The organism is Clavibacter michiganensis, from assembly GCF_021216655.1.
In the GTDB taxonomy this organism is placed as follows: Bacteria; Actinomycetota; Actinomycetes; order Actinomycetales; family Microbacteriaceae; genus Clavibacter; species Clavibacter michiganensis.
Genome location: NZ_CP080437.1, coordinates 1455188 through 1473078, shown reverse-complemented (window position 1 = coordinate 1473078; position 17891 = coordinate 1455188). Strand labels below are relative to the sequence as shown.

The 17891-nt window shown below is 71.9% G+C and carries 14 protein-coding genes; 10 read left to right on the top strand and 4 right to left on the bottom strand.

Annotated features, from left to right (window positions below; genetic code table 11):
- Window positions 1-68: 68 nt before the first annotated feature.
- Both K0V08_RS06775 and K0V08_RS06770 read left to right on the top strand, forming a co-directional pair.
- The gene (locus K0V08_RS06775) at window positions 69-1595 is read left to right on the top strand and encodes an ABC transporter permease (protein ID WP_012038874.1); all 1527 of its coding nucleotides are present in this window, start codon (window positions 69-71) and stop codon (window positions 1593-1595) included.
- A 3-nt stretch (window positions 1596-1598) separates the two neighbouring features.
- Window positions 1599-2792, top strand: a complete 1194-nt coding sequence (locus K0V08_RS06770) for an ABC transporter permease (protein ID WP_079534450.1) — start codon at window positions 1599-1601, stop codon at window positions 2790-2792.
- A 53-nt stretch (window positions 2793-2845) separates the two neighbouring features.
- On the opposite strand, the gene K0V08_RS06765 is transcribed toward K0V08_RS06770, so the two are convergent.
- On the bottom strand, window positions 2846-3451 hold the full coding sequence (locus K0V08_RS06765) for a PH domain-containing protein (protein WP_012038872.1): 606 nt from the start codon (window positions 3449-3451) through the stop codon (window positions 2846-2848).
- Window positions 3452-3522: 71 nt separating this feature from the next.
- On the opposite strand from K0V08_RS06765, the gene K0V08_RS06760 reads away from it, so the two are divergent.
- From K0V08_RS06760 to K0V08_RS06745, 4 genes are all read left to right on the top strand, one after another.
- The gene (locus tag K0V08_RS06760; protein WP_079534452.1) at window positions 3523-5214 is read left to right on the top strand and encodes an ABC transporter ATP-binding protein; all 1692 of its coding nucleotides are present in this window, start codon (window positions 3523-3525) and stop codon (window positions 5212-5214) included.
- 98 nt (window positions 5215-5312) lie between these two features.
- Entirely contained in the window at window positions 5313-7166 is a 1854-nt protein-coding gene (locus K0V08_RS06755; RefSeq protein ID WP_079534454.1) for an ABC transporter family substrate-binding protein, read from the top strand.
- 113 nt (window positions 7167-7279) lie between these two features.
- The gene (typA, locus tag K0V08_RS06750; RefSeq protein WP_012038869.1) at window positions 7280-9187 is read left to right on the top strand and encodes a translational GTPase TypA; all 1908 of its coding nucleotides are present in this window, start codon (window positions 7280-7282) and stop codon (window positions 9185-9187) included.
- A 6-nt stretch (window positions 9188-9193) separates the two neighbouring features.
- On the top strand, window positions 9194-9703 hold the full coding sequence (locus tag K0V08_RS06745) for a hypothetical protein (RefSeq protein WP_079534456.1): 510 nt from the start codon (window positions 9194-9196) through the stop codon (window positions 9701-9703).
- Between the two features lie 40 nt (window positions 9704-9743).
- On the opposite strand, the gene efeB is transcribed toward K0V08_RS06745, so the two are convergent.
- From efeB to efeU, 3 genes are all read right to left on the bottom strand, one after another.
- Window positions 9744-11066 (bottom strand): iron uptake transporter deferrochelatase/peroxidase subunit, encoded by a 1323-nt coding sequence (efeB, locus tag K0V08_RS06740; protein WP_079534458.1) that lies wholly within the window; start codon window positions 11064-11066, stop codon window positions 9744-9746.
- Window positions 11066-12283 (bottom strand): iron uptake system protein EfeO, encoded by a 1218-nt coding sequence (gene efeO, locus K0V08_RS06735; RefSeq protein ID WP_079534460.1) that lies wholly within the window; start codon window positions 12281-12283, stop codon window positions 11066-11068. Before efeO ends, efeB begins: the two co-directional genes overlap by 1 nt.
- A 77-nt stretch (window positions 12284-12360) precedes the next feature.
- Window positions 12361-13287, bottom strand: coding sequence for an iron uptake transporter permease EfeU (gene efeU, locus K0V08_RS06730; protein ID WP_079534462.1), 927 nt, complete (start codon window positions 13285-13287; stop codon window positions 12361-12363).
- A gap of 177 nt (window positions 13288-13464) precedes the next feature.
- On the opposite strand from efeU, the gene K0V08_RS06725 reads away from it, so the two are divergent.
- From K0V08_RS06725 to K0V08_RS06710, 4 genes are all read left to right on the top strand, one after another.
- A complete protein-coding gene (locus K0V08_RS06725; RefSeq protein ID WP_079534464.1) occupies window positions 13465-14823 on the top strand; it encodes a PIG-L family deacetylase in 1359 nt (452 codons plus the stop codon).
- Between the two features lie 40 nt (window positions 14824-14863).
- A complete protein-coding gene (fdxA, locus tag K0V08_RS06720) occupies window positions 14864-15184 on the top strand; it encodes a ferredoxin (protein WP_012038863.1) in 321 nt (106 codons plus the stop codon).
- 5 nt (window positions 15185-15189) lie between these two features.
- Window positions 15190-16314, top strand: coding sequence for a succinyldiaminopimelate transaminase (gene dapC, locus K0V08_RS06715; protein WP_079534466.1), 1125 nt, complete (start codon window positions 15190-15192; stop codon window positions 16312-16314).
- Window positions 16315-16475: 161 nt separating this feature from the next.
- Window positions 16476-17801 (top strand): citrate synthase, encoded by a 1326-nt coding sequence (locus tag K0V08_RS06710; protein WP_012038861.1) that lies wholly within the window; start codon window positions 16476-16478, stop codon window positions 17799-17801.
- Window positions 17802-17891: the final 90 nt, after the last annotated feature.

Sequence of the window (17891 nt, the reverse complement as noted above, 5' to 3'; positions counted from 1 at the left end):
GCCGCGTATGCTCTCGTCGGGCCGGGTCATGAGCTCTGGCCGAACACAGAAAGGGACGTCGTCGCCCTGTGCTTACCTTCGTCTTGAGACGTCTCGTCGCGTCGTTCTTCGTCCTCCTGGGCGCCAGCTTCATCATCTACAACCTGGCGGCCAATTCCGGTGATCCCCTCCAGGATCTGCGCGAGAACCCGTCGCCGAACCGCGACGCCCTCATCGCCGCCCGCGTCGACCTGCTCGACCTCGATGTCCCGTCGCCGCTGCGCTACTTCCTCTGGCTGGGGGGAGTGTTCAAGGTCTTCATCGGCCAGATCGACCTCGGCAAGGCCATCGACGGCCGCGAGGTCAACGACCTCATCGCCAACGCCGCAGGCCAGACGATCCAGCTCGTGACGATCGCCACGATCATCGCCGTGCTCATCGGCGTCTCGATCGGAATGACGACCGCGCTCCGCCAGTACAGCGGCTACGACTACACGGTCACCTTCGCGTCGTTCCTCTTCTTCTCGCTGCCGATCTTCTTCGTCGCTGTGCTGCTCAAGCAGTACGTCGCCATCGGCTTCAACGACTTCCTCGTGAACCCGTCGATACCGCCGGTCATGATCGTCGTCCTGTCGCTCGTCTCGGGCTTCGTCTGGATGAGCATCATCGGCGGCGACCCGAAGCCGCGCCTCATCGTCTTCGGCTCCGCGACGCTCATCACCGCAGCTGTGCTCATCTACCTGCTCGCCACGGACTGGTTCTCGCGCCCCGGCCTCGGCATCCTGCTCATCGCCGCGCTCGGTGCCCTCGTCGCGGTGCTCGTCACGTCGCTCTCGACGGGGCTGCGCAACCGTCGGGCGTTCTACTCCGCGCTCGCCATGGCCCTCCTCGGTGCCGCGCTCTGGTACCCGCTGCAGTACGTGCTGACGGTCTCGGCTCCCTGGTGGATCACCATCGTGCTGATCGTCGCCTTCGTCGTCGTCGGCGTGATCGTCGGCTACGTCGTCGGCCAGAACGACAAGCCGATCGTCGCCCGCGGCGCCGGCATCACGGGTGGCCTCGTCGCGCTGCTGATCATCGTCGACCGCGTCATGCAGGTGTGGCCGGACTACGTGACCAACACACGCGGCCGCCCCATCGCCACCGTCGGAGCCGTGACCCCGGGCCTCCAGGGCTCCGTCTGGCAGGGCATGCTCGACAGCTACACGCACCTCCTCCTGCCGACCATCGCGATCCTCCTCATCTCCGTCGCGAGCTACTCGCGCTACTCGCGGGCCAGCCTCCTCGAGGTGATGAACCAGGACTACGTGCGCACCGCGCGGGCCAAGGGGCTCACCGAGCGGACTGTCATCATGCGCCACGCGTTCCGCAACGCCATGATCCCCGTCGCCACCGTCATCGCCTTCGACGTCGGCGGGCTCATCGGCGGCGCGGTGATCACGGAGACGATCTTCGCGTGGAAGGGCATGGGCTCCGTGTTCCAGGACGCCCTCACCAAGACCGACCTCAACCCGCTGATGGGATTCATCCTGATCACGAGCATCCTCACCGTGATCTTCAACATGCTGGCCGACATCCTGTACTCGGTCCTCGATCCTCGAATCCGGGTGAGCTGACACATGTCCAACGCACTGATGGGGAACCCCAACGACCCCCACAACGACCCGAGTCTGCCCGAGGGCGGCGCCAACTCCGAGCTGACGATCGAGCAGCGGGAGGTCGAGGGCCTCAGCCAGGGGACAGTCGTCCGCCGGCGGCTCCTGCGCCACAAGGGCGCGATGAGCGCGCTCGTGGTGCTCCTGCTGATGGCGATCCTCGTGTACTCCTCGGTCGGCATCCAGTTCTTCGGCCTGCGCATCCCCGGCTGGTGGATGTGGAACTACGAGGACGTCGCGCCCATCGTCAACGGCGGCAACCCCACGTGGATCCTGCCGTTCCAGTTCGGGACGCACCCCTTCGGCCAGGACGAGATCGGGCGTGACATCTTCGCCCGCGTCATGCGCGGCACGCAGCAGTCGATCGTCGTCATGGTGCTCTACGGCATCATCGCCGCGTTCATCGGCATTGTGGTCGGCGCCGTCTCCGGCTTCTTCCGCGGACGCATCGACTCGCTGCTCATGCGCTTCACGGACCTCATCATCGTGATCCCCGTGATCGTCATCGCGGCCGTCCTCGGCCGCACCTTCGGCGGACTCGGCGCGGTGGTCCTGGGCATCGTCCTCGGACTCATCGGCTGGCCGTCGCTCGCCCGCCTCGTGCGCGGCGAGTTCCTGAGCCTCCGCGAGCGCGAGTTCGTGGACGCCGCGCGGGTCGCCGGGGCCTCGAACAGCCGCATCGTCTTCCGGCACATCCTCCCGAACGCCATCGGCGTGGTCATCGTCTCCACGACCCTGCTGATGAGCGCTGCCATCCTCCTCGAGGCGGCGCTGTCGTTCCTCGGGTTCGGCATCGTGAAGCCCGACGTGTCCCTCGGCCAGATCATCAACGAGTACCAGGGCGCATTCGCGACCCGACCGTGGCTGTTCTGGTTCCCCGGCCTGTTCATCATCATCATCGCGCTGTCGATCAACTTCATCGGCGACGGCCTGCGCGACGCGTTCGACCCGCGGCAGCGCCGCATGCCGGGCGGACAGGGCCCTTACAAGCAGATGTTCGCCATGCTCACCGGGCGGAACCGCCGCGACGCAGGTCCGGCGACCGGCTCCGGTGCCGAGGGCGTCCGCGTCCCGCCGCCCGTCGGATCGGCGCGACCGGACGCCCAGGCCGACGGCCCCGCCGACGGCCGGGCGCCCGACAGCACGGACGGACGATGACGGTCCCGGCGGTGAGCCGGGCCCTCAGCCGCATGCGTACCGCGGGCCGCGCCTCAGATCAGGCCGGTCAGCACCGTCGCGACGACGAGGGCCGCGAGCACGGCGATCTCCGCCCAGTGCGTGCGCACGCGCCGGCCCTCCTCCTCGATCGGGCCGCCCAGGTGGCCCGCCTCGCGGAGGTCGGCCAGGCGCAGGCGGATCACCGTGGCGGCGTCGCCGGAGTCGGTGCGGGGGAGGTCGCCGCGGCGCGCGTCCTGCATCATGGCGCTGAGGTACGGCTGGATCTTCTCCTCCTTCGTGGTGATGTAGGCGTTCGAGTGGCGGCCGGGCGCGGGCGCGGCCCACGCCGTGACGCGCTCGTGCGCGGTCGTGACGTTGAGGGCCCACTTGGTGTCCACGTCGCGGATCGCGGGCCACGAGATGTCGTGCGTGCGGAAGACGTTGCGGATCTCGACGCCCTCGGTCGCGATGCGCACCCGCGGGTGCCAGAAGACGAGCCACGAGACGTAGGCCAGCATCACCGGGCCCCACACCGCCGTCGGCAGGAGGTCGGCCCGACCCCCGACCACGGTGCTCACGAGCACCAGGACCGCGATCGCCGAGACGATCACGGTCAGCAGGCGTCCGAACGACGGGCGGATGACGACGGGCTGATCCATGGCCACATCGTCCCACGGCCCGCGTGGACGCCCCTCGACATCCCCACTTCCAGCAGCCAGGAGGCCGCAGCATGACCGCTCACGCGAACGGGTCGGACGAGATCGTCCCCATCCTCGAGGTCTCCGGCCTCGGCGTCGACTTCTGGGTCGGCGACGAGTGGATCCCCGCGGCCGTCGACCTGGACTACAAGGTCAACCCGGGCGAGGTGCTCGCGATCGTCGGCGAGTCCGGCTCCGGCAAGTCCGTGAGCTCCATGTCGCTGCTCGGCCTGCTGCCCAAGAACGGCCGGGTCCGGGGGAGCGCGAAGCTCAAGGGCGTCGAGATGGTCGGCGCCGACCAGGCGACGCTCCGGAAGGCGCGCGGCAACGACATCGCCGTGATCTTCCAGGAGCCGATGACGGCGCTCAACCCCGTGTACACCGTGGGCTTCCAGATCGTGGAGGCCCTGCGGGTCCACAACTCGATGATCCCGTCGGCCGCCAAGGTGCGCGCGCTGGAGCTGCTGAAGCTCGTCGAGATGCCGGATCCCGAGAAGGCGTTCGACTCCTATCCGCACCAGCTGTCGGGCGGCCAGCGCCAGCGCGCGATGATCGCGCAGTCGCTCTCGTGCGACCCCGACATGCTCATCGCGGACGAGCCCACCACGGCGCTCGACGTGACGATCCAGGCCGAGATCCTCGACCTGCTGCGCAAGCTCCACCAGCGCCTCAACAGCGCGATCGTGATCATCACGCACGACATGGGCGTGGTGGCCGACCTCGCGACGAACGTCATCGTCATGAAGAGCGGCCGCATCGTCGAGCGCGGCTCGGTGCGCGAGATCTTCCAGTCGCCGAAGGACCCGTACACGAAGCAGCTGCTCGCGTCGGTGCCGCACCTCGGCACGGGCGAGGCCTCGCAGGTCGAGGTCACGGAGCGCACCACGGAGCCCGCCATCTCCCTCAAGGACGTGGACATCGACTACCCGAAGCTCGGTCGCGTGCCGGCGTTCCGGGCGGTCACGGGCGCCTCGTTCGACATCCACCCGGGCGAGGTCGTCGGAGTCGTGGGGGAGTCGGGATCCGGCAAGACCACGATCGCGCGTGCCGCGGTCGGCCTGCTGCCCGTCGCGGGCGGCGAGCTCACCGTCGCGGGTCGCCGCATGACCGGCATCTCGGCGAAGGACCTCCGGGCCGTCCGCCGCGAGATCGGCATCGTGTTCCAGGATCCGGGCTCCTCGCTCAACCCGCGCTGGCCCATCGGCCAGAGCATCGGCGAGCCGCTCGAGCTCTCGGGCCAGTTCTCGAAGAAGCAGCAGAGCGACCGGGTCGAGGAGCTCCTCGAGCAGGTCGAGCTGCCCCGCAGCTTCCGCAACCGGTACCCGAACGAGCTCTCCGGCGGACAGCGCCAGCGCGTCGGCATCGCCCGGGCGCTCGCGCTGCGACCCAAGGTGCTCGTCGCCGACGAGCCCACCTCGGCGCTCGACGTGTCGGTGCAGGCCCGCGTGCTCGCGCTGCTGCAGGAGATCCAGAAGGAGCTGCAGTTCGCGTGCCTGTTCGTGAGCCACGACCTCGCGGTGGTCGACCTGCTCGCCGACCGCATCGTCGTGATGAACCACGGCAAGATCGTCGAGCAGGGGCCGACGGAGTCGATCCTGCGCAACCCGCAGCACCCGTACACGCAGAAGCTCATCGCCGCGGTGCCGCTGCCGGATCCCGACCAGCAGAAGGAGCGCCGCGAGCGTCGCGAGGAGCTGCGCGACCAGCAGCCGCCCGCGGCCTGATCCGCTCCTGCACGACCCGGCCCGCCGTCCGTCGCACCCCCTCGCGGGGGCGCGCGGGCGGCGGGCCTCGTCGTGGCGCTCGCGTAGGATCGACGGCGATGGACAGCGACACGCGAGGCCCCGGGGCCGTACGAGCCCGGCGCCCGCGAGGGATCCGCCGGGCCGTCCGGGGCGCATCCGCCGCCGTCGCGCTGGCGCTCGTCGTCGGCCTCGCCGCCTGCTCGCCGACCACCGGGATGGTGGCCGACACCGAGATCCGCGCCGCGGTCCCCACCTCCTTCACCTCATACAACGCGGCGTCGCGCACGGGTGGCACCGACGGCAACCGGGAGATCGTGCACGCGACGAACTCGCGGTTCTCCGAGGTCGCCGCGGACGGCACCGTCGCCGCCGACCCGGGCTACGGGACCGCGAAGGTCGTCTCGCGCGACCCGTTCACGGTCGAGTACACCGTCGCCGAGGGCGTCCGCTGGTCCGACGGGGAGCCCGTCGACGCGGCGGACCTCCTGCTCGCCTGGGCCGCCGGGTCCGGCGCGCTCGACACGCCCGGCTTCGACCCGTCCGGGTACGTGGACGAGACGACGGGCGGCTACACGGGTCCGCTGCCGGAGCAGACCGTCTACTTCGACGCGGCCGCGGACGAGACGCTCTCTCACGTCACCGGCACGCCCGAGATCGGCGACGGCGGCAGGTCTATCACCATGGTCTTCGACGAGTACGCGCCCGACTGGCGGCTCGCCTTCGAGGTGGGCCTGCCCGCGCACAGCGTGGTGCAGCTCGCGCTCGACATGTCGAGCCCGGGCCGCGCGAAGCAGACGCTCGTGGACGCCGTGCAGGATCGCGCGCCCGAGCTCCTCTCGCCCATCTCCGACGCGTGGAACCGCGGGTTCGGCGTGGCCGAGATCGCCGCGCACCCGGATCGCGCGGTGGGATCCGGCCCGTACGCCATCGAGTCGATCGACCCGGGGACCTCCATCACGCTGCGCGCCAACCGCTTCTACACGGGGCTGCACCGGCCGTCGGTCGAGCGCATCGTCGTGTCGACCATCGAGGATCCCGGCGCCGCCGTCGCCGCGCTCCAGGCGGGCGAGGTCGACGTCATCGCGCCCGAGGCCGACGCGGAGGTGTCCGACGCGCTGTCCGGGATCGCCGGCGTGCAGGTCGTGCGCGGATCCGCCGGCTCCTGGGAGCGGCTCGACCTCCAGACCCTCGGCGCGCGCGACCCGGCCATGTCGGACGTCGCGGTGCGCACCGCGTTCCTCTCCACCGTCCCGCGGGACACGATCGTCCGCCAGGCCGCGCTGCCGGCGGATCCCGACGCCACGACGCGCGACTCCTTCGTGCTCGCGCCCGGATCCGACGGGTACGACGACCAGGTGCGCGCCAACGGGTCCAGCCGCTTCGACGACGTCGACCTCGACGAGGCGCGGCAGCTGCTCGCCTCGGTCGGCCGCACGGCGCCCGAGGTCTGCGTGCTCTACGACCCCGCCGACCCCCGCCGCGTGGCCGCGTTCGAGGCGATCCGCGACTCCGCCGAGAAGGCCGGCTTCGTCGTGACCGACTGCTCGACCCCGCAGTGGGAGAGCGTGCTCGACCAGCCGGGCGCCTACGACGTCGCGCTCCTCTCCTCCCAGGACGCGTACCCGTCCGTCGCCGGCATCCGCGCCGCGCACGAGGCGCGCGCCGACGCCCGCGACGGCCAGGCGACGGCCGACCCCGACGTCGCGTCCCTCTTCGCGTCGCTCAGCCGCACCGAGGACCAGGACGCGCGCGACGAGCTGCTCCTGCGCCTGGACCGCCGCATGTACGGCGACCGTGCCGGCCTGCCTCTCTACCAGCTGCCCGCGCTCGCGGCCGCGCGGGACGGGATCGGCGGGGTCCAGGTGTCGCCGCACCAGGCCGGGATCCTCGACGACGCCTGGCGCTGGACGCTGTCGCGCGACGCTCCCTGACCCGGTTTGCATCGGCACGGTAGGCTGGTGGTCGCTGGGAATAGCAGACGGCGGCTCTTCGCCCTCCTCCCTTGATGACAAGGCCGGCACCCTCTCCACTGAAGGACAGCACTATGGCGCTAGTCGCGCGCAACGACCTCCGCAATGTGGCCATCGTGGCCCACGTCGACCACGGCAAGACCACGCTCGTCGACGCCATGCTCAAGCAGACGAACTCGTTCGACGCCCACTTCGAGGGCGAGGACCGCATGATGGACTCGAACGACCTCGAGCGCGAGAAGGGCATCACGATCCTCGCGAAGAACACCGCGGTGCTCTACAACGGGAAGCACGCGGACGGCTCGCCCATCGTCATCAACGTGATCGACACCCCGGGCCACGCCGACTTCGGCGGCGAGGTCGAGCGCGGCCTGTCCATGGTCGACGGCGTCGTGCTCCTCGTCGACGCGTCCGAGGGCCCGCTGCCCCAGACGCGCTTCGTGCTCCGCAAGGCGCTCGAGGCGAAGCTGCCCGTGATCCTCCTGGTCAACAAGACCGACCGCCCCGACGCGCGCATCGACGAGGTCGTGGCCGAGAGCCAGGACCTGCTCCTCGGCCTCGCGTCCGACATGTCGGACGAGCACCCGGACCTCGACCTCGACGCGATCCTCGACGTGCCCGTCGTCTACGCGTCCGGCCGCAACGGCGCCGCGAGCGCCAACAAGCCGGAGAACGGCACCCTGCCGGACAACGACGACCTCGAGCCGCTGTTCAAGGCGATCCTCGACCACGTCCCGGCGCCCACCTACGACGACCAGCACCCGCTGCAGGCCCACGTCACCAACCTCGACGCGTCGCCGTTCCTCGGCCGCCTCGCCCTGCTGCGCGTCTTCAACGGCACGCTCAAGAAGGGCCAGCAGGTCGCCTGGGTCAAGCACGACGGATCCGTCAAGAACGTGAAGATCACCGAGCTCCTCATCACGAAGGCGCTCGACCGCTTCCCGACCGAGTCCGCGGGCCCCGGCGACATCGTCGCCGTCGCCGGCATCGAGGACATCACCATCGGCGAGACGCTGGCCGACCCGGACGACGTCCGCCCGCTGCCCACCATCACGGTGGACGACCCGGCCATCTCGATGACCATCGGCACCAACACCAGCCCGCTCATCGGCAAGGTCAAGGGCCACAAGCTCACCGCCCGCATGGTCAAGGACCGCCTCGACCGCGAGCTCATCGGAAACGTCTCCATCAAGCTGGTCGACATCGGCCGCCCGGACGCCTGGGAGATCCAGGGCCGCGGCGAGCTCGCGCTGGCGATCCTCGTGGAGCAGATGCGCCGCGAGGGCTTCGAGCTCACCGTCGGCAAGCCGCAGGTGGTCGTCAAGCAGGTCGACGGCAAGGTGCACGAGCCCTTCGAGCACCTCACCATCGACTCGCCCGAGGAGTACCTCGGCGCCATCACGCAGCTCCTCGCCGCCCGCAAGGGCCGCATGGAGGGCATGGCGAACCACGGCACCGGCTGGGTCCGCATGGAGTTCGTCGTCCCGTCGCGCGGCCTCATCGGCTTCCGCACGGAGTTCCTCACGATCACGCGCGGCGCCGGCATCGCCAACGCCGTGTCGCACGGCTACGAGCAGTGGGCGGGCGAGATCACGACCCGCGTCAACGGCTCGATCGTCGCCGACCGCGCGGGTGTGGCCACCCCGTTCGCCATGGTGGCCCTGCAGGAGCGCATGTCGTTCTTCGTGGAGCCGACCCAGGAGGTCTACGAGGGCATGGTCGTGGGCGAGAACTCGCGCGCCGACGACATGGACGTGAACATCACGAAGGAGAAGCAGCTGACCAACATGCGTCAGTCCACCTCCGACTCCTTCGAGCGCATGACCCCCTCGCGGCGCCTGACGCTCGAGGAGTGCCTCGAGTTCGCCCGTGAGGACGAGTGCGTGGAGGTCACACCCGAGTTCGTGCGGATCCGCAAGGTCGAGCTCGACGCCAACGCCCGACAGCGCAAGACGTCGCGACTGAAGAAGCAGAACGCGTAGCGCAGCATGACCCCGACGAGCCCGTCCACCAGATCCCTCCGCAGGAGGGGGCTGGCGGCCGGGCTCGTCCTGGTTCCCGGCCTCGTGCTCGCCGGATGCAGCCAGGTGGGCGAGGTCGTCCGTGACGCCGCGCACGAGGGCGCGAAGCAGGTGCGCCACAGCGTCGAGGACGTGATCGGCGACACGCTCGGCAAGGTCCAGGTGTCGACGGACGGCCACGTGCCGCCCTCGTTCCCGACGGACGCCGTGCCCTTCGCCGAGGGCAAGCTGCTCGGCGGGGGAGCCGCCCCGGAGGACGCCGGCTGGGTGGCGCAGGTCGCCGTGCCGGATGTCGAGGGCGGGTTCGCCGACGCCCGGGCGCGCCTCGAGGCCGCCGGCTACGCGTCGAGCGACGTGACGGGCGACGCGCAGAGCGGCTACGGGCGGTTCACCACCGACGCGTACTCCGTCATCGTCACGGTCTCGGCCGACCTCGGATCCCCGGTCGCCACATACGTGGTGATGCCCGCGGGCTGAGACCCGCGGCCGGAGGCCCCGGCCGGCCGGCCGCGCCGGATCAGGAGGCGAAGAGCGTCTCCCCGACGTAGCCGTCGCGCGAGGCACCCGGCGGCACCGCCCAGATCCCGCTGCCGACGTGCCGCAGGTACTCGTTCATCGCGTCGCGGGCGAGGCTCCGCTGGATGGGGATGAACTGCGTGCGCGGATCCCGCTGGAACGCCAGGAAGAACAGGCCCGCGTTGAGCCGCCCCAGGTCGTCGTTGCCGTCGACGAAGTTGTAGCCGCGGCGGAGGAGCACCGCGCCGTCGTTGGCGTCCGGGTGCGCGAGGCGCACGTGCGAGGCGGGGTCGATGAGCGGTGCGCCGGCGCGCCCGGTGGCGTGGAAGTCGGGCGCGGTCATCTCGGTGCCGCCGCTGAGGGGCGCGCCGGATCCCTTCGTGCGGCCGACCACGCGCTCCTGCTCGCGGAGCGACGAGCGGTCCCACGTCTCGATCGTCATGCGGATGCGGCGGGCGACGAGGTAGGAGCCGCCCTGCATCCAGGCCTCGGCGGGGGAGGAGCCCGCGTCGGCCCAGACGTGCTCATCGACCTGGCGCGTGTCCTCGGACTTGACGTTCGCGGTGCCGTCCTTGAAGCCGAAGAGGTTCCGCGGCGTGACCTGCGCGCGGCTCGTCGACGACGTGCGGCCGAATCCGAGCTGCGACCACCGGATGGAGGCCCGGCCGAACGCGATCCGCGAGAGGTTGCGGATCGCGTGCACGGCCACCTGCGGGTCGTCGCTGCAGGCCTGGATGCAGAGGTCGCCGCCCGTGGCCTGCGGGACGAGCGCCTCGCCGGGGAAGCGCGGCAGGTCGACGAGCGCGGCGGGGCGGCGGTCGGCGATGCCGAAGCGGTCGACGCCGTCGGCGGTCGTGAACAGCGACGGGCCGAGGCCGAACGTGATGGTGAGGCCGGCGGGCGGCAGGTCGAGCGCCTCGCCCGTGTCGTCGGGCGGGGAGTCGTACGGTCCGTCGACCGCTCCGAGCGCGCCCGCGGATCCGCCCGCCGTCATGCGCGCGGCCGCGGCGCTCCAGTCCTCGAGGAGCGAGACGAGGCCTGCGCGGTCGATGTCGGCGACGTCGAACGCGGCGAAGTGCAGGCGGTCCTGGGCGGGCGTCGTGATCCCGGCCTGGTGCGCGCCGTGGAACGCGTACGTGGCGCCGCCCGCGGCCTGGCGCGCGCCCGCGAAGGCGCGATCGGCCATGACGCCGCCCGCGGAGCCGACCAGGCCGCCGCCGAGCGCGCCCGCGCCGAGGAGGCCGAGGATCCCGCGGCGGGAGATGCCGGCGGGCGCCGGGGTGGCGGGGGCGTCGGCGGCTGCCGTGGTCTCGTTGTCCGTCATCAGCCGACGAGCGCGCCGGTGAGCTTCGACAGCGGCTCGGCCAGCGCGTTGACGCCGTCCGCGAGGCCCTTGACCTGGTCCGTGGTGAGCTCGTCGTAGGTCGTGAAGCCCTTCTCGAGGGATCCGTACGCGGCGAGCTCCTTCTCGAGCGACGCGAACTGCGCGTCGAGCGTGGCCACGAGCTGCGGGTCCTTGGGCGCGACGATGTCGCGGACGCCCTCGTACGCGACCCGCGCGCCCTCGAGGTTGGCCTGGAAGTCCCAGAGGTCGGTGTGCGACCAGATCTCCTCTTCGCCGGTGATCTTGCCGGAGGCGACCTCGTCCATCAGCCCGACCGCGCCGTTGGAGACCGTGGAGATGTCGACCGAGAAGCCGTCCGCGTGCACCGCGTCGTAGAGCTTCTGCGTGTCGGTGGTCAGCTCCTGGGCGAAGTGCGCGCGATCCGCGGCGCCGAGCGGCGTGTAGACGTCGCCGCCGTTCGCGTCGGGAGAGGGCTGCCAGAGGTCCTTCTCGATCCGGTGCCACCCGGTCCACTCGGTGCCGGGCTCGACGTCGGCCTCGCGGAAGTCGATCTCCGGGTCGAGGTCGCCGAAGGACTCCGCGACGGGCTCGACGCGCTCGTAGTACGCGCGGGCCGTGGGGTAGCGCGCGCGCGCCCTGTCGTCGTCGCCCGCGAGGTACGCGTCGGCGAACTCCTGCGTGGCCGGGAGGAGGCGGCCGACCTGGTCCTTGACGTAGGCGAGGTACGTGGCGGCCGCGTCCTGGCCCTGCTGCTCCGCGTCGCCCGCGAGCGCGACCTGGTCGCCCGTGACGGTGAAGGGCGCGCGGCCGACGCCGTCGCCGACCATGCCGGGCTCGCACACGGTGTAGTAGCTGCCGGGCTGGGCGGTGAGCACGAGGTCGCGCTCGATCCCGGGGCTCACGTTCTCGACCTCGCCGACGATGCGGAGGCCGTCGTCCGCGAGCAGGTAGAACTCGGTCACCTGGTCGGTGGAGTTCGTGACGTGGAACGAGACCGTGCCGCTGGGGGCTGTGGCGGCGGAGACGGTGCACGCGTCGGCGGAGCTGTCGACCGTGAGCTGCGTGACGCCGGAGCCGGCGGCCGCGGCACCCGCACCGGTGTCGGCGGATCCGGTCGGGGTGTTCGCGACGCAGCCGGAGAGGGCGAGGGCGGCGCCGGCGAGGAGGGCGGCGGCGGGGAGGGTCGAGCGCTTCATGTGTCCTCGTAGGGAACGGGCCGGCGGTGCCGGGCGGTGGATGGGGAGGGGAGCGGGAGGTGCGGGGAGCAGCCGGGTCAGCGGGCGGCGGGCGCGTCGGCGACGCGGGCCGGGTCGAGGTCCGCGGGAGCGTCGTCGGACGCCGCGACGGACGGCGCCGCGACGGACGGCGCCGCGTCGGACGGCGCCGGGTGCGCCCGGCGTCCCCGCCGCGCGAGCCGGAGGTAGACGGCGAGCGTGGGCAGGACGTACAGCACCCACGTGATCGCCTCGAGCCAGGTGGTGGCGGGGGAGAAGTTGACGGTGCCCTTGAGGAGCGTTCCGTACCAGGATCCGGGCGGGACCGCGCCGGAGACGTCGAACGCGAGCGCGCCGAGCCCGGGGAGGATCCCCGCCTCCTGCAGGTCGTGCACGCCGTACGCGAGCACGCCGCCCGCCACGACGATGAGGAGCGCGCCGGTCCAGGTGAAGAAGCGCGCGAGGTCGATGCGGAGCACCCCGCGGTAGACGAGCCAGCCGAGCGCGACCGCGGTGACGAGCCCGAGGCCCGCGCCGACGAGCGGCATCGTGGTGGCGCCGGTGGCCTGCACGGCCGACCAGAGGAACAGCGCCGTCTCGATGCCCTCGCGGCCGACCGCGAGGAAGGCGACGGCGACGAGGCCCCACGCCGCGCCCGCGATGGCCCGGTCGACGGCGCCCTGCAGCTCGGAGCGCATGTCCTTCGCGGTGCGCAGCATCCAGAACACCATCCAGGTGACGAGGCCCGTCGCGACGATGGAGAGGGATCCGCCGATGGCCTCCTGCGCCTCGAACGTGAGCCCGTAGGCGCCGTAGGTGAGGATCGCGCCGACGGACAGGGCGAGGAGGACGGCGAGCCCGACGCCGAGCCAGAGCCGGCCGAGCACGTCGCGGCGGCCGATCTTGACGACGTAGGCGATGAGGATGGTGACGACCAGCGCGGCCTCGAGGCCCTCGCGCAGGCCGATCAGGTAGTTCGCGAACACGCGTGCGCCTCTCCGGGCGGCGGACGCGACGGGACGCGTCCTATTGCTAGTGTGGGGAAATGTAGGTGAGGCTTGCCTTACCTCGTGCACAGTAGCGCGGGGGCGCGACCGCGTCCAGTCGACGGTCCAGGGCGGGCGCCCAGGGACCGGCGCGCGGCCCGCGGCTAGGATCGCCGGATGACCTCCGGCACGTCCCGACGCCCCGATCGGGCCGCCCGCACCGCCCGCCCCGAGCGCGAGCACGTGCTGTTCGTGCACGCCCACCCCGACGACGAGAGCATCGTCACGGGCGGCACCATCGCGAAGCTCGTGCGCGACGGCGTCCCCGTCACCGTGCTCACGTGCACGCGCGGGGAGCGCGGCGACGTGATCCCCGACGAGCTCCGCCACCTGGAGGGCGACCTGCGCGCGCTCGCCGACCACCGGGAGATCGAGCTGGCCGACGCGATGGCCGCGCTCGGCGTCACCGACCACCGATTCCTCGGCGACGCGGACGCGCGCTGGAAGGGCCTCGAGCCCCGCCGCTACGTCGACTCGGGCATGGAGTGGGGCGACGACGGCGTGCCCGTGGCGCTGCGGCCGCTCGATCCCGACTCGCTGTGCGCGGGCGACGAGGCCGACGAGGCGCGCGACGTGCTCGCGGTCATCGCCGACACGGACGCCACCAGCGTCATCACCTACGACGACCACGGCGGCTACGGCCACCCGGACCACGTGCGCACGCACGTCATCGCGACCTGGGCGGCCGAGGAGGCGGGGATCCCCGCGTACCTCATCACCACGACCGCGTCGTCGGCGCGCGAGGCGCATGAGCTCGTGGCCGCGCGGGGGCGCTTCCCCGCGCCCGACGCCGATCCGGCCGGGACGCTCGTGCTGGCGGACGACCAGGTCGACCTCGCCGTGGACGCCTCGGAGGTGATCGACGCGAAGATCCGCGCGATCGCCGCGCACCGCACGCAGACCGTCGTCGACGGCGACCAGTTCGCGCTATCCCACGGCATCGGGGCGTCCATCGCGCCCGTCGAGCTCTTCCGGCTGCACCGGCCGGCCGGTGCGGCCGCCGACGACGGGACCCCGCGTCCCCCGCGCGGCGCGCAGCGGATCGGCACGGCGGTCGCGTCGCTCGTGCTCGGCCTGCTCGTGGGCGTGGTCGCCACGGCCGCGCACCGGGCGACGCTCCCCGTGGCGGGGATCGCGCTGCCGGTGGGCCTCGCGCTCGCGCTCGCGACGCTCGCGTGCCTGCTGGTCGCTTTCCGGCTGCTCCTCGTCGACCGCCTGCACGCGCTCTGCCTCGGGCTCGGCGTGGTCGCGGCCGTCGCGGTGCTCAGCAGGCGAGGACCGAGCGGATCCGTGCTGTTCCCCGACGACGGGCTGAGCCAGGTCTGGGCGGTCGCGCCCGCGATCCTCGTCGCGGCCGTCGTCGTGTGGCCGCGGTTCTCGAACCGCGCGCCCGACGCGGCGGGCCGCGCGGATGCCGCTGACGCCGCGGGATCCGACGCCCCGGCCCCGGCCGGGACCGGTTCGCGCGCCGCGTAGACTCGTCGGGCCGCACCGCTCCCGGAAGGACCCGCCCGAAGTGACCTACGTCATCGCCCTGCCCTGTGTCGACGTCAAGGACCGCGCCTGCATCGACGAGTGCCCGGTGGACTGCATCTACGAGGGCGAGCGGTCGCTCTACATCCACCCCGACGAGTGCGTCGACTGCGGCGCGTGCGAGCCCGTGTGCCCGGTCGAGGCGATCTACTACGAGGACGACCTGCCCGAGAAGTGGTCGGACTACTACACCGCGAACGTCGAGTTCTTCGCCGAGATGGGATCCCCGGGCGGCGCGACCAAGGTCGGCGTCACCGCGGGCGACCACCCCGTGATCGCCGCGCTCCCCGTCCAGAACGGCTGACGCGCGTGGCCCTCGGCGACCTCCCCGACTACCCCTGGGACCAGATGGCCCCCTACGCCGAGCGGGCCCGGCGGCACCCCGACGGCATCGTCGACCTCAGCATCGGGTCGCCCGTGGACCCGACGCCGACTCTCATCCGCGACGCGCTCGCCTGGGCGACCGACGCGCACGCGTACCCGACGACGGTCGGCACGCCCGAGCTGCGGCAGGCGATGGTCGACTGGCACGCGCGTCGCCGGAACGCGACGCTCGGCACCGACCAGGTGCTGCCGACCATCGGGTCGAAGGAGATGGTGGCCTGGCTGCCCTTCATGCTGGGCCTCGGCGAGGGCGACGCGGTCGTGCACCCGCGCGTCGCGTACCCGACCTACGAGATCGGCGCGGCCCTCGCGGGCGCGGAGTCCGTCCCCGCGGACGACCCGGCCGACTGGCCCGCGCACACGCGCCTCGTCTGGCTGAACTCGCCCGGCAACCCGGACGGCCGCGTCCTCGGCGTCGACGAGCTGCGCGCCGCCGTGGCCCGCGCCAGGGAGCTCGGCGCCGTCATCGCGAGCGACGAGTGCTACGCCGAGCTCGGCTGGGAGGGGGAGTGGGCCTCGGGGCCGACGCCCTCGATCCTCGACGCGCGCGTCGTCGGCGACGACCACGCGGGCGTCCTCGCGCTCTACTCGCTGAGCAAGCAGTCGAACCTCGCCGGGTACCGGGCCGCGCTCGTCGCGGGCGACAGGGAGCTCATCGCCCGGCTGATCCGCGTCCGCAAGCACGCGGGGCTCCTCCCGCCCGCGCCGCTCCAGCACGCGATGACCGTGGCGCTCGGCGACGACGCGCACGTGCGCGCCCAGCGCGAGCTGTACCGCGCCCGCCGCGACGTGCTGCGCCCCGCGCTCGAGGACGCCGGCTGGCGCATCTACCGCAGCGAGGCCGGCCTCTACCTCTGGGCGACCCGCGGTCGGGACGCATGGGAGGGGATCGCGGAGCTGGCCGACCTCGGGATCCTCGCGGGTCCCGGTCCGTTCTACGGCGATGCCTCGCCCGAGCACGTGCGCCTGTCGCTCACGGCGACGGACGAGCGCATCGCGCAGGCGGCCGCCCGGCTCCGGGCCGGCGCGACCGCGTCGCCCTCCGCGTAGCACGACCTCCAACGGATCAGGCCGGATGCTGGCGGAGGCGACAGTGTCCCTGTCAGCCCTTTAGGCTGTAGTCGGCTCGGAATCCGACGCCGCGACGACGCCACGAGCGTCCGGCGGCGCGCATCCCTCCCGGGCCATCCACCCAGACTCGAGGAGGCGCCGTGACCGATGGCGGGCAGCAGGCGGACGACCGGCCGAAGGCGGACGAGAAGCCCACGGCGACCCTGACGTACCCGGGCGGCCGGGTGGAGTTCCCCATCCTCCCCGCGGTCGAGGGCGCGTCCAGCATCGACATCTCGGCGCTCACGAAGAAGACGGGCCTCACGACGCTCGACAACGGCTTCGTCAACACCGCGTCGACCCGCTCGGCCATCACGTACATCGACGGCGAGCAGGGGATCCTGCGCTACCGCGGCTACCCCATCGAGCAGCTCGCGCGCCAGTCGAGCTACCTCGAGGTGGCCTGGCTCCTCATCCACGGCGAGCTGCCCACGAGCGACCAGCTGGGCGGGTTCGAGGAGGACATCCGCCGCCACACGCTGCTCCACGAGGACTTCAAGGGGCTCTTCCGCGCGCTGCCCACCAACGCGCACCCCATGTCGGTGCTGTCGAGCGCGGTGTCCGCCCTCTCCACCTACTACGAGGACTCGCTGAGCGTCCACGACCCCGAGCAGGTCGAGATCTCGACGCTGCGCCTGCTGGCGAAGCTGCCGGTCATCGCGGCGTACGCGCACAAGAAGAGCCTCGGCCAGGCCTTCCTCTACCCGGACAACTCGCTGAGCTTCGTCGACAACTTCCTGCGCCTGAACTTCGGCAACAACGCCGAACGCTACGAGGTCGACCCCGTCGTCAGCCGCGCGCTCGAGCGCCTGCTGATCCTGCACGAGGACCACGAGCAGAACGCGTCGACGTCGACCGTGCGGCTCGTCGGATCCACCGAGGCGAACATGTTCTCCTCCGTCTCGGCGGGAATCGGCGCGCTGTTCGGGCCGCTGCACGGCGGCGCGAACGAGGCCGTGCTCGCGATGCTCGGCCGCATCCGCGACTCCGGCGAGGGCGTCGACCGCTACGTGGAGCGCGTGAAGAACAAGGAGGACGGCGTCCGCCTCATGGGCTTCGGGCACCGCGTCTACAAGAACTTCGACCCGCGCGCCCGCCTCGTGAAGGAGAGCGCCGACGAGGTGCTCGCGGCCCTCGGGATCCAGGACCCGCTGCTCGACATCGCCAAGGAGCTCGAGGCGGTCGCCCTCGCCGACGACTACTTCATCGAGCGGAAGCTCTACCCCAACGTGGACTTCTACACGGGCGTCATCTACAAGGCGATGGGCTTCCCCACGCGCATGTTCACGGCGCTGTTCACCATCGGGCGCCTGCCCGGCTGGATCGCGCACTGGCGCGAGATGAACGAGGACCAGGCCACCAAGATCGGCCGCCCGCAGCAGCTCTACATCGGCCAGCCCGCGCGCGACCTGCCCCCGCGCGACTAGCCTGGCCAGCACGTCCGCCGCTCCCGAAGAGGGGGCGTCGGGAGGCCGCCGACCCGTGTACCCGCGCGGATCGGCGACCTAGACTCGTCT